Origin of the sequence: Rhizobium sp. PL01 (assembly GCF_033447125.1) — a bacterium.
In the GTDB taxonomy this organism is placed as follows: domain Bacteria; phylum Pseudomonadota; class Alphaproteobacteria; order Rhizobiales; family Rhizobiaceae; genus Pararhizobium.
Genome location: NZ_JAWQUM010000002.1, coordinates 252,873 through 272,765, shown reverse-complemented (window position 1 = coordinate 272,765; position 19,893 = coordinate 252,873). Strand labels below are relative to the sequence as shown.

20 protein-coding genes and 1 tRNA gene are annotated in these 19,893 nt (G+C 58.0%); 12 read left to right on the top strand and 9 right to left on the bottom strand.

The genetic code is table 11. The features are described 5' to 3' along the window. The first annotated feature begins 330 nt into the window (after positions 1-330). Positions 331-1,008 (top strand): hypothetical protein, encoded by a 678-nt coding sequence (locus R6X40_RS05700; RefSeq protein WP_318411761.1) that lies wholly within the window; start codon positions 331-333, stop codon positions 1,006-1,008. Between the two features lie 5 nt (positions 1,009-1,013). Here R6X40_RS05700 and ilvA read toward each other — a convergent pair whose 3' ends face one another. Continuing rightward, positions 1,014-2,261, bottom strand: coding sequence for a threonine ammonia-lyase (ilvA, locus tag R6X40_RS05695; RefSeq protein ID WP_318411759.1), 1,248 nt, complete (start codon positions 2,259-2,261; stop codon positions 1,014-1,016). 184 nt (positions 2,262-2,445) lie between these two features. Between ilvA and R6X40_RS05690 the strand changes: the two genes are divergently transcribed. Then, positions 2,446-3,060 (top strand): hypothetical protein, encoded by a 615-nt coding sequence (locus R6X40_RS05690; protein ID WP_318411758.1) that lies wholly within the window; start codon positions 2,446-2,448, stop codon positions 3,058-3,060. A gap of 4 nt (positions 3,061-3,064) precedes the next feature. On the opposite strand, the gene R6X40_RS05685 is transcribed toward R6X40_RS05690, so the two are convergent. Beyond that, a complete protein-coding gene (locus tag R6X40_RS05685) occupies positions 3,065-3,820 on the bottom strand; it encodes a competence/damage-inducible protein A (protein WP_318411757.1) in 756 nt (251 codons plus the stop codon). A 163-nt stretch (positions 3,821-3,983) separates the two neighbouring features. Between R6X40_RS05685 and wrbA the strand changes: the two genes are divergently transcribed. Together wrbA and R6X40_RS05675 are read left to right on the top strand one after the other, a co-directional pair. Beyond that, the gene (wrbA, locus tag R6X40_RS05680; RefSeq protein ID WP_318411755.1) at positions 3,984-4,583 is read left to right on the top strand and encodes an NAD(P)H:quinone oxidoreductase; all 600 of its coding nucleotides are present in this window, start codon (positions 3,984-3,986) and stop codon (positions 4,581-4,583) included. 294 nt (positions 4,584-4,877) lie between these two features. After that, complete coding sequence (locus R6X40_RS05675; RefSeq protein ID WP_318411754.1) at positions 4,878-5,120, top strand: DUF2188 domain-containing protein; 243 nt, start codon at positions 4,878-4,880, stop codon at positions 5,118-5,120. A gap of 309 nt (positions 5,121-5,429) precedes the next feature. Here R6X40_RS05675 and R6X40_RS05670 read toward each other — a convergent pair whose 3' ends face one another. Both R6X40_RS05670 and R6X40_RS05665 read right to left on the bottom strand, forming a co-directional pair. Further along, positions 5,430-5,615, bottom strand: coding sequence for a hypothetical protein (locus R6X40_RS05670; protein WP_318411752.1), 186 nt, complete (start codon positions 5,613-5,615; stop codon positions 5,430-5,432). A gap of 107 nt (positions 5,616-5,722) precedes the next feature. Then, positions 5,723-5,983 carry a hypothetical protein gene (locus R6X40_RS05665; RefSeq protein ID WP_318411750.1) on the bottom strand — a complete coding sequence of 87 codons (261 nt, stop codon included), beginning with the start codon at positions 5,981-5,983 and terminating at the stop codon, positions 5,723-5,725. A gap of 444 nt (positions 5,984-6,427) precedes the next feature. Between R6X40_RS05665 and R6X40_RS05660 the strand changes: the two genes are divergently transcribed. From R6X40_RS05660 to R6X40_RS05630, 7 genes are all read left to right on the top strand, one after another. Continuing rightward, positions 6,428-6,643 (top strand): hypothetical protein, encoded by a 216-nt coding sequence (locus tag R6X40_RS05660; RefSeq protein ID WP_318411748.1) that lies wholly within the window; start codon positions 6,428-6,430, stop codon positions 6,641-6,643. A gap of 479 nt (positions 6,644-7,122) precedes the next feature. Then, positions 7,123-7,278: a hypothetical protein gene (locus R6X40_RS05655; RefSeq protein WP_318411746.1), complete on the top strand. Its 156-nt coding sequence runs from the start codon at positions 7,123-7,125 to the stop codon at positions 7,276-7,278. 259 nt (positions 7,279-7,537) lie between these two features. Further along, the gene (locus R6X40_RS05650; protein WP_318411744.1) at positions 7,538-7,843 is read left to right on the top strand and encodes a hypothetical protein; all 306 of its coding nucleotides are present in this window, start codon (positions 7,538-7,540) and stop codon (positions 7,841-7,843) included. 245 nt (positions 7,844-8,088) lie between these two features. Next, positions 8,089-8,173 (top strand) — tRNA-Leu (locus R6X40_RS05645). A 39-nt stretch (positions 8,174-8,212) separates the two neighbouring features. Continuing rightward, positions 8,213-8,710: a xanthine phosphoribosyltransferase gene (gene gpt, locus R6X40_RS05640; protein WP_318411742.1), complete on the top strand. Its 498-nt coding sequence runs from the start codon at positions 8,213-8,215 to the stop codon at positions 8,708-8,710. Positions 8,711-8,891: 181 nt separating this feature from the next. Next, entirely contained in the window at positions 8,892-9,476 is a 585-nt protein-coding gene (locus R6X40_RS05635) for a hypothetical protein (protein WP_318411740.1), read from the top strand. A 640-nt stretch (positions 9,477-10,116) separates the two neighbouring features. Next, entirely contained in the window at positions 10,117-13,932 is a 3,816-nt protein-coding gene (locus R6X40_RS05630) for a vitamin B12-dependent ribonucleotide reductase (protein WP_318411738.1), read from the top strand. An 883-nt stretch (positions 13,933-14,815) separates the two neighbouring features. On the opposite strand, the gene R6X40_RS05625 is transcribed toward R6X40_RS05630, so the two are convergent. From R6X40_RS05625 to R6X40_RS05605, 5 genes are all read right to left on the bottom strand, one after another. After that, positions 14,816-15,211, bottom strand: coding sequence for a VOC family protein (locus R6X40_RS05625; RefSeq protein ID WP_318411737.1), 396 nt, complete (start codon positions 15,209-15,211; stop codon positions 14,816-14,818). An 86-nt stretch (positions 15,212-15,297) separates the two neighbouring features. Continuing rightward, the gene (locus tag R6X40_RS05620) at positions 15,298-15,615 is read right to left on the bottom strand and encodes a chaperone modulator CbpM (protein WP_318411736.1); all 318 of its coding nucleotides are present in this window, start codon (positions 15,613-15,615) and stop codon (positions 15,298-15,300) included. Position 15,616: 1 nt separating this feature from the next. Next, complete coding sequence (locus tag R6X40_RS05615; protein ID WP_318411734.1) at positions 15,617-16,528, bottom strand: J domain-containing protein; 912 nt, start codon at positions 16,526-16,528, stop codon at positions 15,617-15,619. A gap of 166 nt (positions 16,529-16,694) precedes the next feature. After that, positions 16,695-17,738, bottom strand: coding sequence for a murein L,D-transpeptidase family protein (locus tag R6X40_RS05610; protein ID WP_318412365.1), 1,044 nt, complete (start codon positions 17,736-17,738; stop codon positions 16,695-16,697). Between the two features lie 175 nt (positions 17,739-17,913). After that, complete coding sequence (locus R6X40_RS05605; protein WP_318411732.1) at positions 17,914-18,612, bottom strand: L,D-transpeptidase; 699 nt, start codon at positions 18,610-18,612, stop codon at positions 17,914-17,916. A 309-nt stretch (positions 18,613-18,921) separates the two neighbouring features. On the opposite strand from R6X40_RS05605, the gene R6X40_RS05600 reads away from it, so the two are divergent. Further along, positions 18,922-19,887 carry a formylglycine-generating enzyme family protein gene (locus R6X40_RS05600; RefSeq protein WP_318411730.1) on the top strand — a complete coding sequence of 322 codons (966 nt, stop codon included), beginning with the start codon at positions 18,922-18,924 and terminating at the stop codon, positions 19,885-19,887. The last annotated feature ends 6 nt before the right edge of the window (positions 19,888-19,893 follow it).

Sequence of the window (19,893 nt, the reverse complement as noted above, 5' to 3'; positions counted from 1 at the left end):
GACTTACCCATGGCAAACAGGGCTGTCAAAGGCTAAGTTTTGACTATCGGTGATCCGCTCGCGGGTTCAGGAAAAAATGGAATGACAAGGGCGCTGTCGCGATCATGACATCCGATTTTGCTGATACCGCATCGATTGCTGATATCGAGGCACGTCTCGCCGCCAGCGAATCTGCTTTTCCGGATATCAGGCCGGGATTGGCCAAACAGGTCGTCTGGGCCGCCCCTTTGGCAAAGCGCCGAACGCCACTTGCCATTGTCTACATCCATGGATTTTCCGCGTCCAAGGGCGAGGTCCGCCCCCTGCCCGATCTGGTGGCGAAAGCGCTGGGTGCCAACCTGTTTTATACGCGCCTTGCAGGCCATGGCCGCAGCGGCGATGCGATGGTCGAAGCCTCCGTGGCCGACTGGCAAGAGGACATGCGCGAGGCGTTGGATATCGCCGGCCCTGCTCGGCGACCGCACGCTGATCATTGCAACCTCGACCGGCGCGACACTCGCCACCTGGGCTCTTTTACAGCCCGCATTGGCCGCACGCGTCGATGGCGCTGTTTTTCTTGCTCCGAATTTCCGGATCAGGGGCCGTGGCGCTTTCCTGCTGACGGCGCCGCTTGCCCACCTGAGTGCACGCCTTATTCTTGGCCGTCGCCGTTCCTTCGTTCCGATGAACGCCCTTCACGCCGCCAATTGGACAACGGACTATCCAGTCTCTTCGCTGCTGCCGATGGCATCGCTGGTCGCGCAGGTTCGAGCGCTACCCTTTGAAAGGATAGCGACACCCACACTGCTCATTCAATCGCCCAGGGATCAGGTTGTCGATCCGAGGCAAACCTCTGCTGTCGCCGCGCGTTGGGGCGGACGAGTCGCTATCCTTGATCCCGGCGACATCGGCGATCCCTACAGCCATGTGGTCGCCGGCGATGCCCTATCGCCAGACACGACAGACCGGCTCGCGGAAACCATCATTGTTTGGTTTAAGAAGAACAATCAACAATCAGATATTGAATAATAATATCAGATCACAAGATTGGCCAATATCTCGTTATCGGTGATATCCTGGTAATGCAGACCTGCACCGTCGAAGGCCGCTTTCAGCCGTGGAAAGTTCTCCGGATGCTTGGTTTCGATGCCGATCAGGATCGAGCCGAAATTGCGTGCCGATTTCTTCAGATATTCAAACCGGGCGATATCGTCCTCCTCGCCGAGCAGGCCGAGAAAGTCCTTCAGCGCACCCGGGCGCTGCGGCATCCGCAGGATGAAGTATTTTTTCAGGCCTGCATGCCGCATGGCCCGTTCCTTGACATCAGGCAGGCGTTCAAAGTCGAAATTGCCACCGGAAACGACGGCAACGACGGTCTTTCCCTCCAGCGCGTCTCGCCCGAGCGTTTCCAGCGCCGTGATCGACAAGGCGCCTGCCGGCTCCAGCACAACGCCTTCGACATTGAGCATGTCGGTGATCGTGACGCAGATCGCATTTTCCGCCAGAAGTAAAACCTGATCCGTGGAGAAATGCTTCAGCGCCGCGAAATTAAGGTCGCCGATGCGTCCGACAGCGGCTCCATCGACAAAATTATCGACCTGATCGAGCGTCACCACTGCCCCTGTCTCCAGACTGCGGCTCAGGCTCGGCGCCCCCTCCGGCTCGCAGAAAATAAAGGCTTCCGGCCGAACAACGTCGTTCAGGTAGCCGGTCATGCCGGCGGAAAGTCCACCACCACCAACGGGCATGATTACCAGATCCGGAACGACGCCTTCCGGCAATTGTTCGATCATCTCGGCTGCCACTGTCGCCTGGCCCTCGATGATATCGGCATGGTCGAAAGGTGGCACCATGACGCCGTCGATCTGCTCCACATGATCACGCGCAGCCTTGTAGCACTGGTCGAAGAAATCGCCGACCAGCTTGATGCTGATGAACTCGCCGCCGAATATCCGCGTCTTGTCGATCTTCTGTTGCGGTGTCGTCACCGGCATGAAGACCACGCCGGGCACGCCAAAATGCCGGCAGACGAAGGCGAACCCCTGTGCGTGATTGCCGGCAGACGCGCAGACGAACGTCTTGCCGGTACCTCCGGTCTCGATCACCTTGCGGAAAAAGTTGAACGCACCCCTGATCTTGTAGGATCGAACCGGCGAAAGGTCCTCGCGCTTCAGATAAATCGTTGCTCCGTAACGGGCACTCAGATGATCGTTGAGCTGCAGCGGCGTTGCCGGGAATAGCGTGCGCAAAGCCTCGACGGCATTATCAACGTCCTGCTTCATGGGATGCGGTCTTTCGTTCGGGTTCGTATCGCCCTGCCTATGCCACAACACCGCCGGCGAAACCACATTTATCCATCAATAAGTTGAGTAATATAATCATCTTTTTTCAAGGGAGTGACGTGGCTTGACTCCGGCCGGCAAATCCCGAACATCCACAACCGATGCAGGATCAGGGGGAGAGACTATGCGCACCGGCAATCTAAAAGGCGGCCTGAGGGGCGCAATCAGCGCGATCCCCTTCCTGTTATTGCTGGTTACACCTGCCCTCGCGGGACCACTCGCAGATGCGGCAACGAAAGCCGAAGCGCTGGCAGCCTCCGGCGATACGCTTGGTGCCCATGATGCCATGCGCTCGGCAATCAGCGATTTTTCAGCGACATTACCCATTTCCATCGGCAAGGCGGTGTTTGTTGCGGCTCCGCCCACCGGCTATGCCATGTATGAACCGAAACCGCAGCCGGTGTTCAAACCGGGTGAAGCGCTCGTCTCCTATGTCGAGCCCGTCGGCCTGACCTGGAAGCCGGCAGCGGTTGCCGGCAAGATGGAAACGCATTTTACAGTCGATCTGGATATCCTCAGCGCTTCCGGTGAAGTGCTGGCCAACCAGAAGGCTTTTGGCGATTTCACCTTTACCGGGTTCCTGCGCAACCAGGAAATCTACGCGACGCTGACCACTGATGTCAGCGGCGCAGCTGCTGGCGATTATGTTCTGCGGTTTCATTTCAACGATCTGAACAGCGGCAAGTCCGCAAGCGTCGATCAGAAATTCACGATCGCCGCCGCAACTCCAACGCCGTAACGGCTCAGGCGCTTTTCTTCGCCGCCGCGATTTGCTCGATCATCGCCTTCACATCCGCCTCCGCTGCATCAAGCAAGGCCTCGTCGCGGGCGCGGATCACCAGGTCGGTCGAAAATGACGTGCCGTCGAACTTCGGATAGGACCCGATACTGGTCATGGGATGCATTTTCTGCACCTCGCCGAGCGGCCCACCGATATCGCCTTCGCCGAAAGGAGAGCGGACGGTCCGTGATTTGACGACCGTACCGCTTTCAAGGTGCGGCAGCAGCGCATCCAGCATGGCCTGGAAGACCTGCGGCACACCGGCCATCACGTGAACGTTGCCGATGATGAACCCGGGCGCGGTCGATACAGCATTCGGTATGTGACGCGCGCCCTTTGGCATACGCGCCATGCGCTGCCGCGCTTCGGTGAATTCCAGGCCACGCCGCTCATACATAGCGCCCATCAGGGTCATCGCGTCCGGGTCGTGATGGCACTCGACGCCGAACGCCCGCGACACCGCATCGGCAGTGATGTCGTCATGGGTCGGACCAATGCCACCCGAGGTGAAGACGTAGTCGAACTCAGCCCGTAGTGCATTGAGTGCCGCAACGATCGCCGACTCGTCGTCGGCGACAATGCGGACCTCCTTCAGATCGATCCCGGCGAGCGTCAGTACATCTGCCAGATGGCCAACATTCTTGTCTTTGGTCCGGCCGGAGAGCAATTCGTCGCCGATGGCGAGCATGGCGGCAGTGACGATTTTTTCGCTGGTCATCGGAAGGTCCTGTGTAAAATTGAGATCGTTCACTTGAAAATCCGACTGTCTCTTATTCTCGAACAGTCTGTCGCTCGCTTCGCTTCTGACAGCGGGCAGGTAAACTGATAAATCCTATCTCCAGCGGCAATCAAGCGGAATTGCCAACTCACAGGAGAATACGATGGCTAAGGTATTGGTGCTCTATTATTCGGCATACGGACATATCGAAACCATGGCTTACGCAGTGGCCGAAGGCGCCAAGTCTGCCGGCGCTGATGTCACCGTCAAGCGTGTACCGGAACTGGTGCCAGCTGACGTTGCCAAGGCCTCGCATTTCAAGGTCGATCAAGCAGCCGAAATTGCCACACCGGATGAGTTGGCCGATTATGACGCCATCATTTTCGGCGCCGGCACGCGTTTCGGAACGGTTGCATCGCAGATGCGCAATTTTATCGATCAGACCGGTGGCCTATGGATGAAGGGCGCCCTTGTCGGCAAGGTGGGCTCGGTCTTCACCTCTTCGGCGACACAGCATGGCGGCCAGGAATCAACAATTCTCGGCTTCATCCCGACCCTGATGCATCAAGGCATGGTCGTTGTCGGACTGCCCTATGCGTTCCAGGGCCAGATGGGTCTTGACGAGATCAAGGGCGGTTCGCCCTATGGCGCTTCGACGATCACTGGTGGCGATGGTGCCCGCCAGCCGTCGGAAATCGAACTGGAGGCAGCGCGCTACCAAGGCGCTCATGTTGCCAAGATCGCGGCCAAGCTGTCAGCCTGAGCCACATAACGACCACCACAATAAGTTTGAAGGGCGATCGCAAGATCGCCCTTTTTGCGTCTACGCACGAAGGCTGATGATGGTGACGGGAACCGAAGAGCCGTAGTATCCGACGCATCCACCGGAAATGTGGAAAATCGCTGGGGTTCCGTGCTACCTTGGGCTGCCACGACGCAAGGCGAGAATTCGCAATGCGGATTGAGGCGATTGGAACGTTTGACCTATCGGCCGTTCCTGTCCGGTCACGTCGACTCCATGAGATATTGGAATACGGCGCACTCCAGGGAGTACGAAATGACCAAGGTGGTATATGCAATTGTCGAGCATGACGGCGGATGGGCCTATAAGCTTGCCGACGTGTTTTCCGAGGCCTTCCCGAACCGGGACATGGCTGTAGCGGCGGCAAAAGCCGCAGCGGCTGAGCAGCAAGTCGGCGGCGACGATGAGGAAATCAGTTTTCAGGACCAAAGCGGTCAATGGCATTTTGAACACGCAGACGGTGGTGATCGGCCGGAAGCCATTGTCGAGGATCAGTAAACTTCGGCAACACGCCGAATTGGGATGCATCTGGTCCGCCGATGGGCCAAACCACAATGCCCCTCTCCGGCGCCGAAGAGGGGCTTATAGTTTGGTGCTGAAAATGCCGAGTTTCCCTCCCTCGGCACCGCTGGTTAAAGCGCTGTTGTGCCGAAGCATCAACTGAAACCGTTGGTTAACCTTCACAGGTAGGGTTAATGGCTGGACTTGCCGCCGGAAAGCAGCAGATCAGTCCCGGCTTTGATTTTTGTTTTCCACGACAGGCTGCCGCCATTTTGGAATCCGGCAATCAGTTCCGGAGATTATGCCCTACGCCGCCTTGGCGGTTCTTTCCTTCGGGATTTGCCTGGCCTCAAGAATGGCCATGCAGATCAGATAACTCAGCATCACATTCTGCTGGGAGTCAGCCAGCAATTTTGCAGCTTGCAGAAGATCCGTGACATGCGTTTTGTCTGACATCGGAAGCCTCACCTTTTCAACGATTGCAGCACCCATAGTAATATTCAATATTCGTAATTCAACTATAAGTTATCGCTGATTATTATCCCCAGTTGATTGTTTTAAAAATACACGCCATGTAGCGCCAATCCCCGAGAAGCAATTTACGTCGATGCGGCCTCGTTCAGCAGGCCCGCCAGTCTGAACCATTCTTCGACACTGGCCTGCACGGCCGCTTTGGCATCATCCAGCGTTTCGGCCCACTGGAAATCGTATCGTATCGTGCCGTTGCAACCGGACACCATCCATTTCCAACCAGTCTGCCCGTCATGCTGTAGCACGTAGGCCAACTCCTGCTGGCCCAGCATGCCGGCGAACGAACGGTTCCGGATCGGCTTCCACGTCAATGGGATTTCTTGCAACACGTCGCCCCTGCCTCAGCATTGATTCATAAAGTAAATATAAGCCCGCAGCCCGCTTGGCATAACCCTGTGGTTTGAGGGGTTTTTATAAATCGGCTATTATTGCTTAACAGAGCCAAATTCGTCGTCCGGCTGATGTCTTCAAAAAAAGCGGCCGCTTGCCCCCAAGCCGGTACGTTTCAAAAGGAAGGAAAGCGGACGTGGCGAAACGGGTAGACGCAAGAGGCTTGAAACCCGTCATGAAATCAGCCTTTCACGCTGCAGAACATCTCCATGTTTCATGCTGAAAATGACAGAACAAAATAGGGTTCTCATAACATTCCGGATGGCCTTGACACTCCCTCAAGCAGGAACATAAATAGAACATTCGCGGCGAATGCGGAACGCCAACCTGAAAACCTATGTACTTTTTATCCATTGCTCGGGCGCAATGGACGGGGAAAAACCATGCCTACGATCAGTGCTGCCGCGTATGACGTCCAATTTTCCGGCCCAGTCGATGAGATCGCCGCCGCCCTCGCTTTTCACGATAGTGATGTGCGCGCCACGATTGGAACTCTGCTGGCAGACATCACGTTTTTAAAGGAACAGCTCGCCATTGCGCAGATCGGGATGAGCATCGGCTTCACCCGTGGCTGGATGCCGAGTTATGACCGGGATTGATCACCGTGCAACATGACAGAAGCATAGAGCGGATCCCGGTCGCCATCGTAAGGAACCACTACGTCTTCTGGCGGGCATCATGGTTCTCTACACCCTCTGCCCCATCCTAGCCCAAAGGCTGTGCCCGGACACCTTATATCGGAATTGAATTCTCAAGCTCCCGGGGGATAAATAGTAGCGTTGGCTTTAAACGCCATAGGGGCATGGTCGTTGGTTTATTTCGTATTGCCATGCCCCGCCCAACGCCATGCTGATACTGACAATTGTACGCGACGCAAACGCCCAAACTCCGCGGGAAACATATCTGGCAGCGCTGTGCGGATTTTTTATGCCTATATCGCGGTCTGTGCTGTTCTGAGTGGCCTCGCCCTTTGGACCGTATTCCTGCTCGTCTCTCCGTCGAAACACACTGCGCAGCCGACAACAGGATTTTCCAACTCTGATACGGAAAGCAAGCCATATAGAGGAGCGCGAAGATCATGCTCCATTGGTGGTATATGCCCCTGAATGCCGCCGCCAAGGCGTATTTCATGATCCATGGATTATGCTGCCTGGAACACCTGGACGGCGATGTGATCGGGATGGGCGGCCGTCTGTGCGAAACATTCCGTAAACTTGATGCAAGCTTCGCATGAACATCAGGCGGCAGCTTTAACCACATCGTTCCAACGCCCCGGCTCTGCATTTTCGTCACGCATCACAGAGAGCCTGTTATTGAGAGGCGTCAGCCCCCTGGCAGCAATGCGTTTTGCCACCCCTGAATGGCCTTATTGGGTGCTCATACGTGTCTTCCTGCACACTCCCGTTTGCCGCCTCTCGACAACTTTGATTTCCTAATGCTAGTTGCGATTGTTTTTCAAACGCGGGGTGTCAGTGGACTGGCAATCAAAATCTATGACCAAAACAGTATTTGACACTTTGACCGGCATGTTCTTCACAGTTGATGATCCAGATGGAAGCTATGGCACGGGCCAAGTCATCCGCCTCGCTGCCGAGGGAATTTACTTCATCCGCTTCGACGGAACCGAGTTGACGTTGCCTTTAGAACTCGTATCCATCGGCGAGATGCTGGATACCACTGACGACGAGTATAAACGCTGGCGGTTCTTCGATACGACCGAGGAACGGGACAAGTGGATCGAGTGGTTGGATGCGCCGTCCAAGCCTCGGGTCATTTCGCTTGTGAAGCCGACGAAATGACGGGCACAGAAGAACTGCGCCGCCGGTGAGACAGCCGCATCGAGCAAGCGCACTCCATAAAATTGATTTGGTATCCCGCGCAGTACACCTGGCATGTAGACAATGCGCCAAGATGATTGGGGCATTCGAAGGCAAACAGAAGACGTGACCGGAGCGCCACGGGAAGGATTTCTGCAAAAAAACGGGGAAAAGGCTGCAAAACATTTGCTTGACGAACTGAAGCAAGTGTTTGAAAGGAAAAGCAGGCGGACGTGGCGAAACTGGTAGACGCAAGAGACTTAAAATCTCTCGGAGAGATCTGTACGGGTTCGACCCCCGTCGTCCGCACCATTCCCGAAACCGGATGCCTCGATCAACTGGAGCTTGAGCATGTCACTTCCTGAAAAAGCATTTCCCGTTTCCTGGGACCAGTTTCACCGTGACGCGCGCGCACTTGCCTGGCGTCTTGCCGACAATGGCGGCGAGTGGAAGGCGATTGTCTGCATCACTCGTGGTGGTCTGGTTCCGGCGGCCATCGTCTGCCGCGAACTGAACATCCGGTTGATCGAGACCGTCTGCGTCGCTTCCTATCACGACTATGATGCGCAGGGGCAGATGTATGTGCTCAAGGGCATTTCGGAAGAATTGAAGGCGGATGGCGGCGAAGGCGTTCTGATCATCGACGACCTCACCGACACCGGCAAGACCGCAGCGGTGGTTCGTGCCATGCTGCCCAAGGCCCACTTCGCCGCCGTCTACGCCAAGCCGAAGGGCCGGCCGCAGGTTGATACGTTTGTCACCGAAGTGAGCCAGGATACCTGGATCTACTTCCCTTGGGATATGGGCCTCACCTATCAGGAACCGATCGCCAAGGGATCGCGCGGCTAAGACAGGGTATCATCAGGCCATAGCCTTGCTTATCCATATATAAGTCGTGTCGAATATTTCCTGTTTGAACGATGGCCTGCTCTGCTAGATTGGTCCATCTTGCGCGGGCGGCGCAAGCAAGCGCCCGGATGGAATGCCCCAAGGCTTTCTTTAACGGATCGTATGGGGAGGATGGTTGCTCGTGGGCCGGATATACTTGGGCGCTTTGGCTGGCGCAGCACTCTGCTTGATCCAGGCTGCGCCATCGAAAGCCGGTGATGTTCACGTCGAGCCGGTCACGACCTATGTCGCGGCCAATATCCGGACGTGGATCGAAGACCCGCTCATCATCGAAGAGCTAAAAAAACAGAACGTGCTTCATGCCGGCCTGAGCCAGACTGAAATTGACAGCCTGGATGCGACGTGGCGCGCTGAATTTGCAAGCGATGACCATCCGCTGATCGACGCGATCGTCGGTAATCCACTGTCGACGTTTCTCAAGGGCAAGCAGATTGCATCAGGTGGCGTCATTACCGAGATCTTCGTCATCGACGCCAAGGGGCTGTCGGTTGGCGAAAGCGAAATCAGTTCCGACTATTGGCAAGGGGACGAACTGAAATGGCAGAAAACCTACCTTGCCGGGTCCTCCACCCTTTTCGTCGATGCGGCGGAAAAGGATGAATCGACGCAGATGCTGCAATCGCAGGCCAGTCTGACGATCACCGATCCAAAGACCGGGCAGCCGATCGGCGCCATCACCGTCGGCATCAATCTCGACGCCCTTTAGGCCTGCGATGCCACTTTCCGAATCAGTTTTGAGAACCCCCACATTTCGCGCGCCACGGCTATGACCTGCGGGCACCATGGTAAATATAGTGTGGTTTCTTACCCGCAAAATTTCGCAAAATTGCCTGCCGCTGCGGACGGTGCTGGAGGGAATTGGGCGAAGCATCTGATTTTACTGTATTTGCCCGCTGTCCCCGTTTTCCACAGGTCACACACACAACATCTGGTGTTCGCAATTACGACACAAACCAGCCCTTGACGGACTCGGGTCGAATGCCGTTAATGGTTTCTACGTTGCGGCGGCGGCGGGACCGGAAAGTAACGAGGCCGGTTCATTTCAGAAAAAATCGTCTGTGTTTTCAGAACTGTCCGATGGATGATCCATTGGTCGTGACGGTTATTTTTTGTGATCTCCCCAGGCGCCAAACACGTCACAAAAAGCTGGCGTAAGTAAGTTGTTGATACTATATTTAGTGTTTGCAGCCAAAATCAGCACAAGATACAGGGTCTCCCGAGACGGGTTTCCCATCATTGCGGAAAACGGAAACTGGCTGCGCAGATTGCGTGCGGCCGGACGCGAACAGTTGTGCCCTGAGCCTTGAATTGGTTCGGGCATGCGGCAAACAAAGGACAAGGGACAGATGCAGATCGAACGTCGTTTCACCAAGCCAGGCCAATCGGCCTATGCTGAAATTGAGTTCCGCAAGGCCATCAGCGAGATCAAGAATCCCGATGGCTCGATCGTGTTCCGTCTGGCGGATATCGATGTGCCCGCGCAGTTTTCGCAGGTTGCAGCCGACATTCTCGCCCAGAAATATTTCCGTAAGGCCGGAGTTCCTGCGCGCCTGAAGAAGGTGGAGGAAAACTCCGTCCCGTCATGGCTGTGGCGCTCCGAGGCAGACCTTGCCGCCATGAAGGACCTGCCGAAGGAAGAGCACTACGGTTCAGAAACCGATGCCCGCCAGGTTTTCGATCGCCTGGCCGGCACCTGGACCTATTGGGGCTGGAAGGGCAATTACTTCGCATCCGAAGAATCGGCCCTCGCCTTCCGCGATGAACTTGCCTACATGCTCGCCACCCAGCGCGTCGCGCCGAACTCGCCGCAGTGGTTTAATACCGGCCTGCATTGGGCCTATGGCATTGACGGCCCCGGCCAGGGCCATTTCTATGTCGACCCCTTCACCAACAAGCTGGTGAAGTCGAAATCGTCCTACGAGCATCCGCAGCCGCATGCCTGCTTCATCCAGTCCGTCGGTGACGACCTCGTCAACGAAGGCGGCATCATGGACCTGTGGGTGCGTGAAGCCCGTCTGTTCAAGTATGGTTCCGGCACCGGCTCCAACTTCTCCTATCTGCGCGGCGAAGGCGAACGCCTGTCGGGCGGCGGCAAGTCGTCGGGCTTGATGTCGTTCCTGAAGATCGGCGACCGCGCCGCCGGTGCCATCAAGTCGGGCGGCACCACGCGCCGTGCGGCCAAGATGGTCGTCGTCGATATCGATCACCCGGATATCGAAGCCTACATCAACTGGAAGGTCAAGGAAGAGCAGAAGGTTGCAGCCCTCGTCACCGGCTCAAAGATCGTCGCCAAGCATCTGACGGCGATCATGAAGGCCTGCGTCAATTGCTCGGCCGAGAACGACGCCTGCTACGACCCGAAGCAGAACCCTGCCCTCAAGCGCGAAATCAAGGCCGCCAAGCAGAACCAGGTTCCGGAAAACTACGTCAAGCGCGTTATCCAGTTCGCCAAGCAGGGCTACAAGGATATCGAGTTCAAGACCTATGATACGGACTGGGATTCGGAAGCCTATCTCACTGTCTCCGGCCAGAACTCCAACAACTCCGTCTCCCTGAAGGACGATTTCCTGCGGGCCGTCGAAACCGACGGCAACTGGAACCTCACCGCCCGCAAGGACGGCAAGGTCATGAAGACGCTGAAGGCCCGCGAACTCTGGGAACAGATTTCCCACGCCGCGTGGGCGTCGGCCGATCCGGGCCTGCATTTCAACACGACGATGAACGACTGGCACACCTCGCCGGCCGCCGGTCCGATCCGCGCATCCAACCCGTGCTCGGAATACATGTTCCTCGACGACACGGCCTGCAACCTTGCTTCGCTGAACCTGCTTCAGTTCAAGGATTCCGCCACCAAGAACATCGACATTGCCGATTACGAGCATGCCGTTCGGCTCTGGACGCTGGTTCTCGAAATCTCGGTAATGATGGCGCAGTTCCCATCGAAGGAAATTGCCGAGCGCTCCTATGAATACCGCACGCTGGGTCTCGGCTACGCCAATATCGGCGGCCTGCTGATGTCCTCCGGCATTCCATATGACTCGATCGAGGGCCGCGCCATCGCTGGCGCCCTCACCGCGATCATGACCGGCGTCTCCTATGCGACCTCGGCCGAGATTGCGGCCAAGCTTGGCCCGTTCCCGGGCTTCAAGCCGAACCGCGAATCGATGCTGCGCGTCATCCGCAACCACCGCCGCGCCGCCCATGGCGAAACCCAGGGCTATGAGGGTCTGTCAGTTGATCCGGTTGCACTGATCCACGGCGAATGCCCGGATCAGGCCCTGATCGCTCATGCCAAGGATGCCTGGGATAAGGCACTGACGCTCGGCGAAAAGCATGGCTACCGCAATGCTCAGGTCTCGGTCATCGCCCCGACCGGCACGATCGGCCTGGTCATGGATTGCGACACGACCGGTATCGAGCCTGATTTCGCTCTGGTAAAGTTCAAGAAGCTCGCCGGCGGCGGTTACTTCAAGATCATCAACCGTGCCGTTCCGGAAGCGCTGCGCACGCTCGGCTACTCCGAAAGCCAGATCGCCGAGATCGAGGCCTATGCGGTCGGTCATGGCAATATCCACCAGGCACCGGCCATCAACCCCGGTTCGCTGAGGGCCAAGGGCTTTACCGACGACAAGATCGAGGCGATCAACGGCGCCACCAAGGCCGCTTTTGACATCAAGTTCGTGTTTAACCAGTGGACGTTAGGCCTTGATTTCCTGAAAGAAACCCTGAAAGTTAGCGACGAGCAACTCGCCGACATGAGCTTCAACCTGCTGGAGCATATCGGTTTCTCGAAGAAGGATATCGAAGCTGCCAACGTGCACGTCTGCGGTGCGATGACGCTGGAAGGCGCGCCGTTCCTGAAGAACGAACATCTGCCCGTCTTCGATTGCGCCAATCCGTGCGGCAAGATCGGCAAGCGTTACCTCTCGGTTGAAAGCCACATCCGCATGATGGCGTCTGCCCAGCCGTTCATCTCCGGTGCGATCTCCAAGACCATCAACATGCCGAACGAGGCGACGGTCGAGGATTGCAAGGCCGCCTACATGCTGTCCTGGAAGCTGGCACTGAAGGCCAATGCACTTTACCGCGATGGCTCCAAGCTGTCCCAGCCGCTCAACGCCTCGCTGATCGAGGACGATGAGGACGAGGATGCGATGGAGGATTTCCTGGCAGCGCCGGCCGCTGCACAGGCCGTCACCGTCACAGAAAAAATCATCGAACGCGTGATCGAGCGGGTCACCCGCGAGCGTGAAAAGCTGCCGAACCGCCGCCAGGGCTACACCCAGAAGGCAATCGTCGGCGGACACAAGGTCTATCTGCGTACCGGCGAATTCGGCGATGGCCGCATCGGCGAGATCTTCATCGACATGCACAAGGAAGGCGCCGCCTTCCGGGCGATGATGAACAATTTCGCCATCGCCATATCGCTTGGCCTGCAATACGGCGTGCCGCTGGAAGAATATGTGGAGGCCTTCACCTTCACCAAGTTCGAGCCGGCCGGCATGGTGCAGGGCAATGACGCGATCAAGAACGCCACGTCGATCCTCGACTACGTGTTCCGCGAACTCGCCGTCTCCTACCTCAACCGCCACGACCTCGCCCATGTCGATACGTCCGACTTTTCCAACACTGCGCTCGGCAAGGGCATTCAGGAAGGCAAGACCAACCTGCTCTCGACCGGCTGGACCCGTGGCCATAAGCCGACCCTGATCCAGGGCGGCCAGATCGACCGCACGTCCGGTGAGCCGAAGGGCGCTGCAACCGCTGCTCCCGCCAAGGCATCCTCCTCCGGTGGAACGGTCACGGCCTTCTCCGGCAGCGCTGCCCGCAAGCTTGAAACGGTCGCTGCCGTCGCGATTTCCACCTCCGAAATCGTCGCCTTCAAGCGCGATTACGAGGAGCGCGCAGTCGAACTCACAGAAGAGATCGCCGACGACGCCAGCACCGAACCGGACGTCACCGCCCTCTTCTCCGACAAGGCCGCAGCAGAAGCCGCAGCCGCCAAGTCGGACGCCAAGAAGCTGGCAACCGAACGCCGCATCCGCTCGATCGCGCAAGGCTACACGGGCAACATGTGCTCCGAGTGCCAAAACTTCACGATGGTGCGGAACGGCACATGCGAGAAGTGCGACACATGCGGGGCCACGAGCGGCTGCAGCTAACAGCGGGAAAAGAGAAATTGCTTAGCGGCGGCCCGGGAGCAATCCCGGGCCGCTTTGCGTTTGAGCCATATCGACTTGGAAAGGAGACGATGGACTTCTCTTTGTTCTGCCCGAAATTGCTGCCGTATATGAGGAGCAGCAGACGTAATTTCCGTTAGTGCAAGAACATCCTCGATCCTGTCGAGCCGCTGTGATGCCGCGTCCGCAGCACATAAAGCTCAAAACCTCCGAAAGAAATTCTTCCACTGCGCGGACACGCGGTAACGCGATCCCGGATCAAGCCGGGAAGATGGAAGTAAGAAAAGCGCCTCAACGCCGCGGAAGTGGGGATGATGCATCGGGAAGGAAAATGGCCCTGCCATATCTCTCCTCGCCCAAGATAATTTAAAATCAAAACCTTAGTTGCAGGCTTGGTATCGCACTCGTCAGCAAAGACCTCAAAATCATCCCCGTCCGGCTCCTCCATGCCATACTCTTCGTCGTTCCGTCACGGATACACTGCCAGCCGTGGCAGCGAGGCGGGGCCGGCGCTGGTTTCAAGGAAAGGACGGAAGTTCTTGAAAACAGGGTTCGCGGAAAATGGTCTCCCCCCGGCGACACGGGAGAAGCGATGCGGCCGACAAGCCAAGCCGCTTCGGAAGCCCGAAAGAGCGCGCCGGGCGTGTCTGTGCGGCACACATGGTGGCCGGCCGGCGGGTTTCCCTCCGGGATGGCTGTGGCAGAGAGACCCAAGTCGCGGACAAAAACCGCCGAACGGGACGCTGAAAGGTGTCACCTTCTAACTACCCTAACGCGGCAGCTTTCAGCGCCCTGTCCGATCCTCTTTGAAACCACGGGCGAAATCCGCCGCGTGAATGCACCCGCGTGTCCGAACCAATCCCCGTCAGACAGCCGGCGGCCGCTGATCGTTGATTTCGATCCAGTAGAGATCGGGATCCTGCACATAAACCTGGCGAAAGCCAAGGCGATGCAGGCCAATGCGGCCGGGATTACCGGGCCAGTCGGTGAAGGGAACGCCGCTCTCGGTCAGATGCGCCACGAAGGCGTCGAAATCGGCTGCGGAAACCGCCACATGCGTGTCCTTGGTCACATGCGTCGCGCCGAAATCACCCTCGATCAGGTGAATGGCATCACCACCGCCGATCTCCAGCCATTGCACGCCTGGGCTGCCCTCGCGCTCGATCGGCACAAAACCCATCACGTCCCGGTAGAAGGCGACGCTGCGGTCGAGGTTGCGGACCAGAAGCGCGAAATGATCGAGACTAAAGGTGTTTGGCATCAAAGAATCCTCCCGTCATGTTGGTATCGTGACATGGCTATGCTGGCGAGTGATCGGTGCTGGGCGTGACAGGCATTGGTGTCCCGCTAACGCATGCTCTCGAGCTTTTTCACCACGCGTGCGGCAATCTCGCTGTCCTGTTCGCGGACGGCGTCCGTCAGTGCATGCAGTTTGGCGCGCAGGCCGTGTACCTGATCGACCAGCGCCATGATGACGTCGATGCCGTCCTGGTTGACGCCCATGCTGTCGGAGAGGTCAATAATCAGCAGCCCCCGCGCCAGGTCGGCGTCATGAAACGCCTCGGCCTCTTCGGTCAGTTCCGGAATGATCCATTGGCGGTCGATCCATATCGTCAGTGTGGAGGAAACGATGCTGAGACGCTCGCAAAACTCCAGATGATCCATGTCAATCTCCCCAGGCCTTTCGAGGATTGTGGGCTTGCCCCGCCGCCCAGCTGGTGGCGAAGGCCGTCAGTTCCGGATCCGCAGCCTCCGACAGCATGATCTTCAGGGTGATGTATTGGTCGCCATTGCCGCCGCCGCGCTTGGCAACGCCCTTGCCCTTCAGCCTGAGCGTCTTGCCGGTATTGGAATGGGGTGGCAGAGTGAGCATGACGCTGCCGGATATCGTCGGAACATTGACCTTGCCGCCGAGGATCGCTTCGCGCAGCGAAATCGGCATCTCAACCCGGATGTCGTCACCATCGCGGGTGAAAATGGGATTGGGCCGGACATGGATTTCGATCAGCGCATCGCCGGCTGGACCGCCACCTGTACCGGGCTCACCCTTGCCACGAAGCCGCAGTGTCTGGCCCTGCTGGGTGCCGGGCGGCACCTGCAGATCGAGTACCGACCCATCCGGCAGCGTGATCTTTTCCTTCGAACCATTGACCGCATCGAGGAAGTCAACGTCCATGGAGAATTGCAGATCCCTGCCCTTTGCGCGCATTGGCCCCTTGTCCCGCCGTGAAAAGAAGCTGGAGAAAATGTCGTCCGTGTCTGTGAAATCGGAAAAGCCGCTGCTGTTCTGGTAACGCGGATCGTTGCCGGGAGCACCGGCATATTCGCGGTAATAATTTCGCCGGGCCTGCTCTGTTCCCGCGCCATCAATCTCGCCCTTGTCGAAACGGGCCCGCTTGTCCTCATCACCCAGCACCGAATAGGCCTCGGAGACCGTCTTGAAACGATCCTCGGCACTTTTATCGCCCGGATTGAGGTCCGGGTGCAGCTTTTTGGCAAGCTTGCGATAGGCGCTCTGGATTTCCTTTTGCGTCGCGGTTTTCGCCACGCCGAGGGTTTTGTAGGGGTCGTTGGCCATGGGGCTCCCGCCGAAGCGTTGTCGTGACTGTGAAGATAGGCCATCTGCGTGCGAGAGCAAGCATCTGGAATGCGCCAAATGGCACTGGGGAGTGGAATAGCAGCTTGGCCTGAGTAAACCAGCGCTAAGACCGAGCGCCTATCCGGCGCGTTACAGATCGGTGATATTACCGGCCGTCAAACGGGTCGGCCAACGCGGCGTCGGGGCGGCTGATCGGATATTGGGTACCGGAGATGCTGGCAGCCAGCTTTTTCGGCCCTTGCGCCTTCAGCAACGCGCGAAAACTCGGATGCATGCCGCCATCGGAATAGGCGCTGAGAGTAGAGCTTGCGGGAACGGATCCGGTAATTGCAGTGTCGATCTTGCGATCTTCCGCCTCGATTTTGGCCATCGCCTGCGGTTCGAGCTGGTTGATGACTGGCGGGCAGGCAGAAAGCGCATCGGCCGGTTCGCCGCCCTCGAATTCCTTGTTGAAGACATAGCGGCTTCCACAGACCGAAACCTTCGGCTGGCGGCGCGTCACGTCGAAGGCATCGTAGCCCTCTTTCATGGTCCGCCAGAAGGACATGTTCGGATCGCCGCGATGACTGGCCATGTTCTGCGCCGTCATGCGGAAGGGGTAAGCCTGGACCTGGAATTTCTCCTGGCCGCTCGACAGCGCCTTCTGGACGATCGCATAGATCTCGCCGACGCCCTGGTCGGTCATCGCAAAGCATCCGGACGATGAGCAGGCGCCGTGCACCATCAGCGCCTCGCCGGTATAGCCAAGCGCAGATTCCAGTTTGTTGGGATAGCCGAGATTGAAGGACACATAAAACTGTGAGTTCGGGTTCAGCATCCCGGCCGAGACATGATAAAAGCCTTCCGGCGCGTGGCGGTCGCCAACTTTCGTTTTCGGTCCCAGTTCTCCAGACCAACGGCAGATCGGATAGGTCTTCAACAGCGCGTAAGCGCCGGTCTTATTGACCTTCCAGACTTCCAGCTCGCTCTCCTGCTTGAAGATGCGTACCAGAACCGGACTTTCCGGCTTCATGCCCTTCTTCGACATTTCCGCGATCATCTTGTTCGAAAGCTTCGGCGGTGCCTCGGAGAGATCATCAAGCGCCAGGCAGCCCGACAGCGCAACACCAAGGGCAAGCGCCGCCAATGTGCGCGAAACGACCTTGCGGGCGGAGCGGATGCGCGTCGTGGCGCGAGAAAGGGCAACCATAGAATTCATGAAAACGTCTATCGCTGGAAATCGTGCCAAAGTTTTGTCGGGCGTGTCGAATCGGAACAATCGCTGATCCGACCATCGAAGAATCGGACATCGCGGTTAGCGTCCGGTTAATATCCGCGTTGCAGCTTGCGGGAGGCAGGCGCTGTTGCACCCGCCTCCCCAAGGCTTATTGCCAGACGACGATCTTCGCCTTTGCGGGAACGCGCTGATAAAGGTCGATCACATCCTGGTTCATCAGCCGCACGCAGCCGGAGGAAACCGCCTTGCCGATCGACTTCCATTCCGGACTGCCGTGCAGACGGTAGAGCGTATCCTCGCCATTCTGGAAGATGTAGAGCGCGCGGGCGCCCAGCGGGTTTTTCAGGCCCGGCTCCATGCCGCCATTGGCGATCGAGTATTTGGCAAGGCTCGGCTGGCGCGCAACCATCTCGTTCGGCGGTTTCCAGCGCGGCCAGGCCTGGCGCCAGTGGATGACGCCGTCCCCCTGCCAGGCAAAACCCTCGCGGCCGATGCCGACACCATAGCGCATCGCCGTGCCGCCGGGTTCGATGACATAGAGCAAGCGCGATGGCGTATCGACGACGACAGTGCCGGGCGCCTCGCCCGTCCGGTCCGTAACACGCTGGCGGTAAAACTGCGGATCGATCTGCTGGTAAGGAATGGCTGGTATCAGGTAGGCACCGTCCTGCACGGGTCCGTACATCACCTGCAGTTCCGCGTCAGACGGTGGCCCGACCGGCCGGCTGAGCCGCCCGGGTGTCGGAGCGTTACTTCCACCCGGCATCGTTGTTGTACACCCGGCAAGCGTGCCGGCCGCGAGAACGCCGAGAAAACCGCGGCGGGAGAAACTGTGATCGGTCGTCATGAGCCCCATCAATTCGCTATTCAGCAATAATATCCGGTTGTCTGGACGAAACGGCTGGCATGCTTGCCAATAAGCATTGCGCCACGCGTCTTCATCGCGGAGGAATCGGATCAAAACCCTTATGCAGCCAATCGCAGCCCTTTCCAACGCTGCCTTGCGGTTCCCGCGCCATGTTTACCGCCTCCTCACCACATCGTGATCTGCCGTTGCGCGAAAGACGCAGCTGCGGGTGAGCCGTTGTTACTGTAACGTACTTCCAGATGCACATCGGGCTTGCGATGTTGCGAACATCGAAATTCGGAGGTCGCCATGGCGTTGGCATTGGATAGCGGGAAAGACAATGCGTTGGAGCTGAGCGATATGCTCTGGGTAGCAGGCCGCACCTTTACGATGGGGTCTGACAAACACTATCCCGAGGAGGCTCCCTCTCACCCTGTCAAGGTCGATGGCTTCTGGATTGAAGCGACACCGGTAACCAACCGGCAGTTCACGGCATTCGTCAAAGCCACCGGCTATGTGACATTTGCGGAGAAGGCGCCCGATCCCAGGGATTATCCGGGTGCTCTGCCGGAGATGCTTAGAGCCGGTTCGCTCGTCTTCACGCCACCGAAATCGGTCAGCGGGCCGGATATCAGCCAATGGTGGGTTTTCAAGTTCGGTGCCAACTGGCGTCGCCCCTACGGTGGCTTGAGCGACCTTCGCGGCAAGCTCGATCATCCCGTCGTACATGTGGCCTTCTGCGATGCCAAGGCCTATGCCGATTGGGCAGGCCTCGATCTTCCGACGGAAGCCGAGTGGGAGCTGGCCGGGCGCGGCGGACTTGACGATGTCGAATTTGCCTGGGGCGACGAAATGACCCCAGGAGGCGTCGCCATGGCAAACACCTGGGCCGGTACCTTTCCGACCCACAGCACCAAGCCAACCGGCAAGGACAGGACGACGCCGGTCAAGTCCTTCCAACCAAACGGTTACGGCGCCTATGACATGATCGGCAATGTCTGGGAATGGACGACGGATTACTGGTCAACACATCATCCGGAGCCAGCCGCCAAGTCATGCTGCATTCCGCAAAACCCGCGTGGCGGAGCGGTGGATGCGAGCTACGATCCGAATTCGCCTGATATCCTCATTCCCCGGCGAGTGCTGAAGGGCGGCTCGCATCTCTGCGCGCCGAATTATTGCCGCCGTTACCGCCCTGCCGCCCGCCATGCCGAGCCGGAGGACACGTCCACCAGCCATGTCGGCTTCCGGTGCGTCAAAAGACCTGCAAACTGATCCGGG

Coding starts and splice junctions, on each gene's coding strand:
- R6X40_RS05655 (WP_318411746.1), top strand. CDS start 7,123: ATGCTCCATTGGTGGTATATGCCCCTGAATGCCGCCGCCAAGGCGTAT.
- R6X40_RS05685 (WP_318411757.1), bottom strand. CDS start 3,820: ATGACCAGCGAAAAAATCGTCACTGCCGCCATGCTCGCCATCGGCGAC.
- gpt (WP_318411742.1), top strand. CDS start 8,213: ATGTCACTTCCTGAAAAAGCATTTCCCGTTTCCTGGGACCAGTTTCAC.
- R6X40_RS05605 (WP_318411732.1), bottom strand. CDS start 18,612: ATGACGACCGATCACAGTTTCTCCCGCCGCGGTTTTCTCGGCGTTCTC.
- ilvA (WP_318411759.1), bottom strand. CDS start 2,261: ATGAAGCAGGACGTTGATAATGCCGTCGAGGCTTTGCGCACGCTATTC.
- R6X40_RS05610 (WP_318412365.1), bottom strand. CDS start 17,738: ATGGTTGCCCTTTCTCGCGCCACGACGCGCATCCGCTCCGCCCGCAAG.
- R6X40_RS05650 (WP_318411744.1), top strand. CDS start 7,538: ATGACCAAAACAGTATTTGACACTTTGACCGGCATGTTCTTCACAGTT.
- R6X40_RS05675 (WP_318411754.1), top strand. CDS start 4,878: ATGACCAAGGTGGTATATGCAATTGTCGAGCATGACGGCGGATGGGCC.
- R6X40_RS05690 (WP_318411758.1), top strand. CDS start 2,446: ATGCGCACCGGCAATCTAAAAGGCGGCCTGAGGGGCGCAATCAGCGCG.
- R6X40_RS05630 (WP_318411738.1), top strand. CDS start 10,117: ATGCAGATCGAACGTCGTTTCACCAAGCCAGGCCAATCGGCCTATGCT.
- R6X40_RS05660 (WP_318411748.1), top strand. CDS start 6,428: ATGCCTACGATCAGTGCTGCCGCGTATGACGTCCAATTTTCCGGCCCA.
- R6X40_RS05620 (WP_318411736.1), bottom strand. CDS start 15,615: ATGGATCATCTGGAGTTTTGCGAGCGTCTCAGCATCGTTTCCTCCACA.
- R6X40_RS05625 (WP_318411737.1), bottom strand. CDS start 15,211: ATGCCAAACACCTTTAGTCTCGATCATTTCGCGCTTCTGGTCCGCAAC.
- R6X40_RS05670 (WP_318411752.1), bottom strand. CDS start 5,615: ATGGGTGCTGCAATCGTTGAAAAGGTGAGGCTTCCGATGTCAGACAAA.
- R6X40_RS05600 (WP_318411730.1), top strand. CDS start 18,922: ATGGCGTTGGCATTGGATAGCGGGAAAGACAATGCGTTGGAGCTGAGC.
- R6X40_RS05615 (WP_318411734.1), bottom strand. CDS start 16,528: ATGGCCAACGACCCCTACAAAACCCTCGGCGTGGCGAAAACCGCGACG.
- wrbA (WP_318411755.1), top strand. CDS start 3,984: ATGGCTAAGGTATTGGTGCTCTATTATTCGGCATACGGACATATCGAA.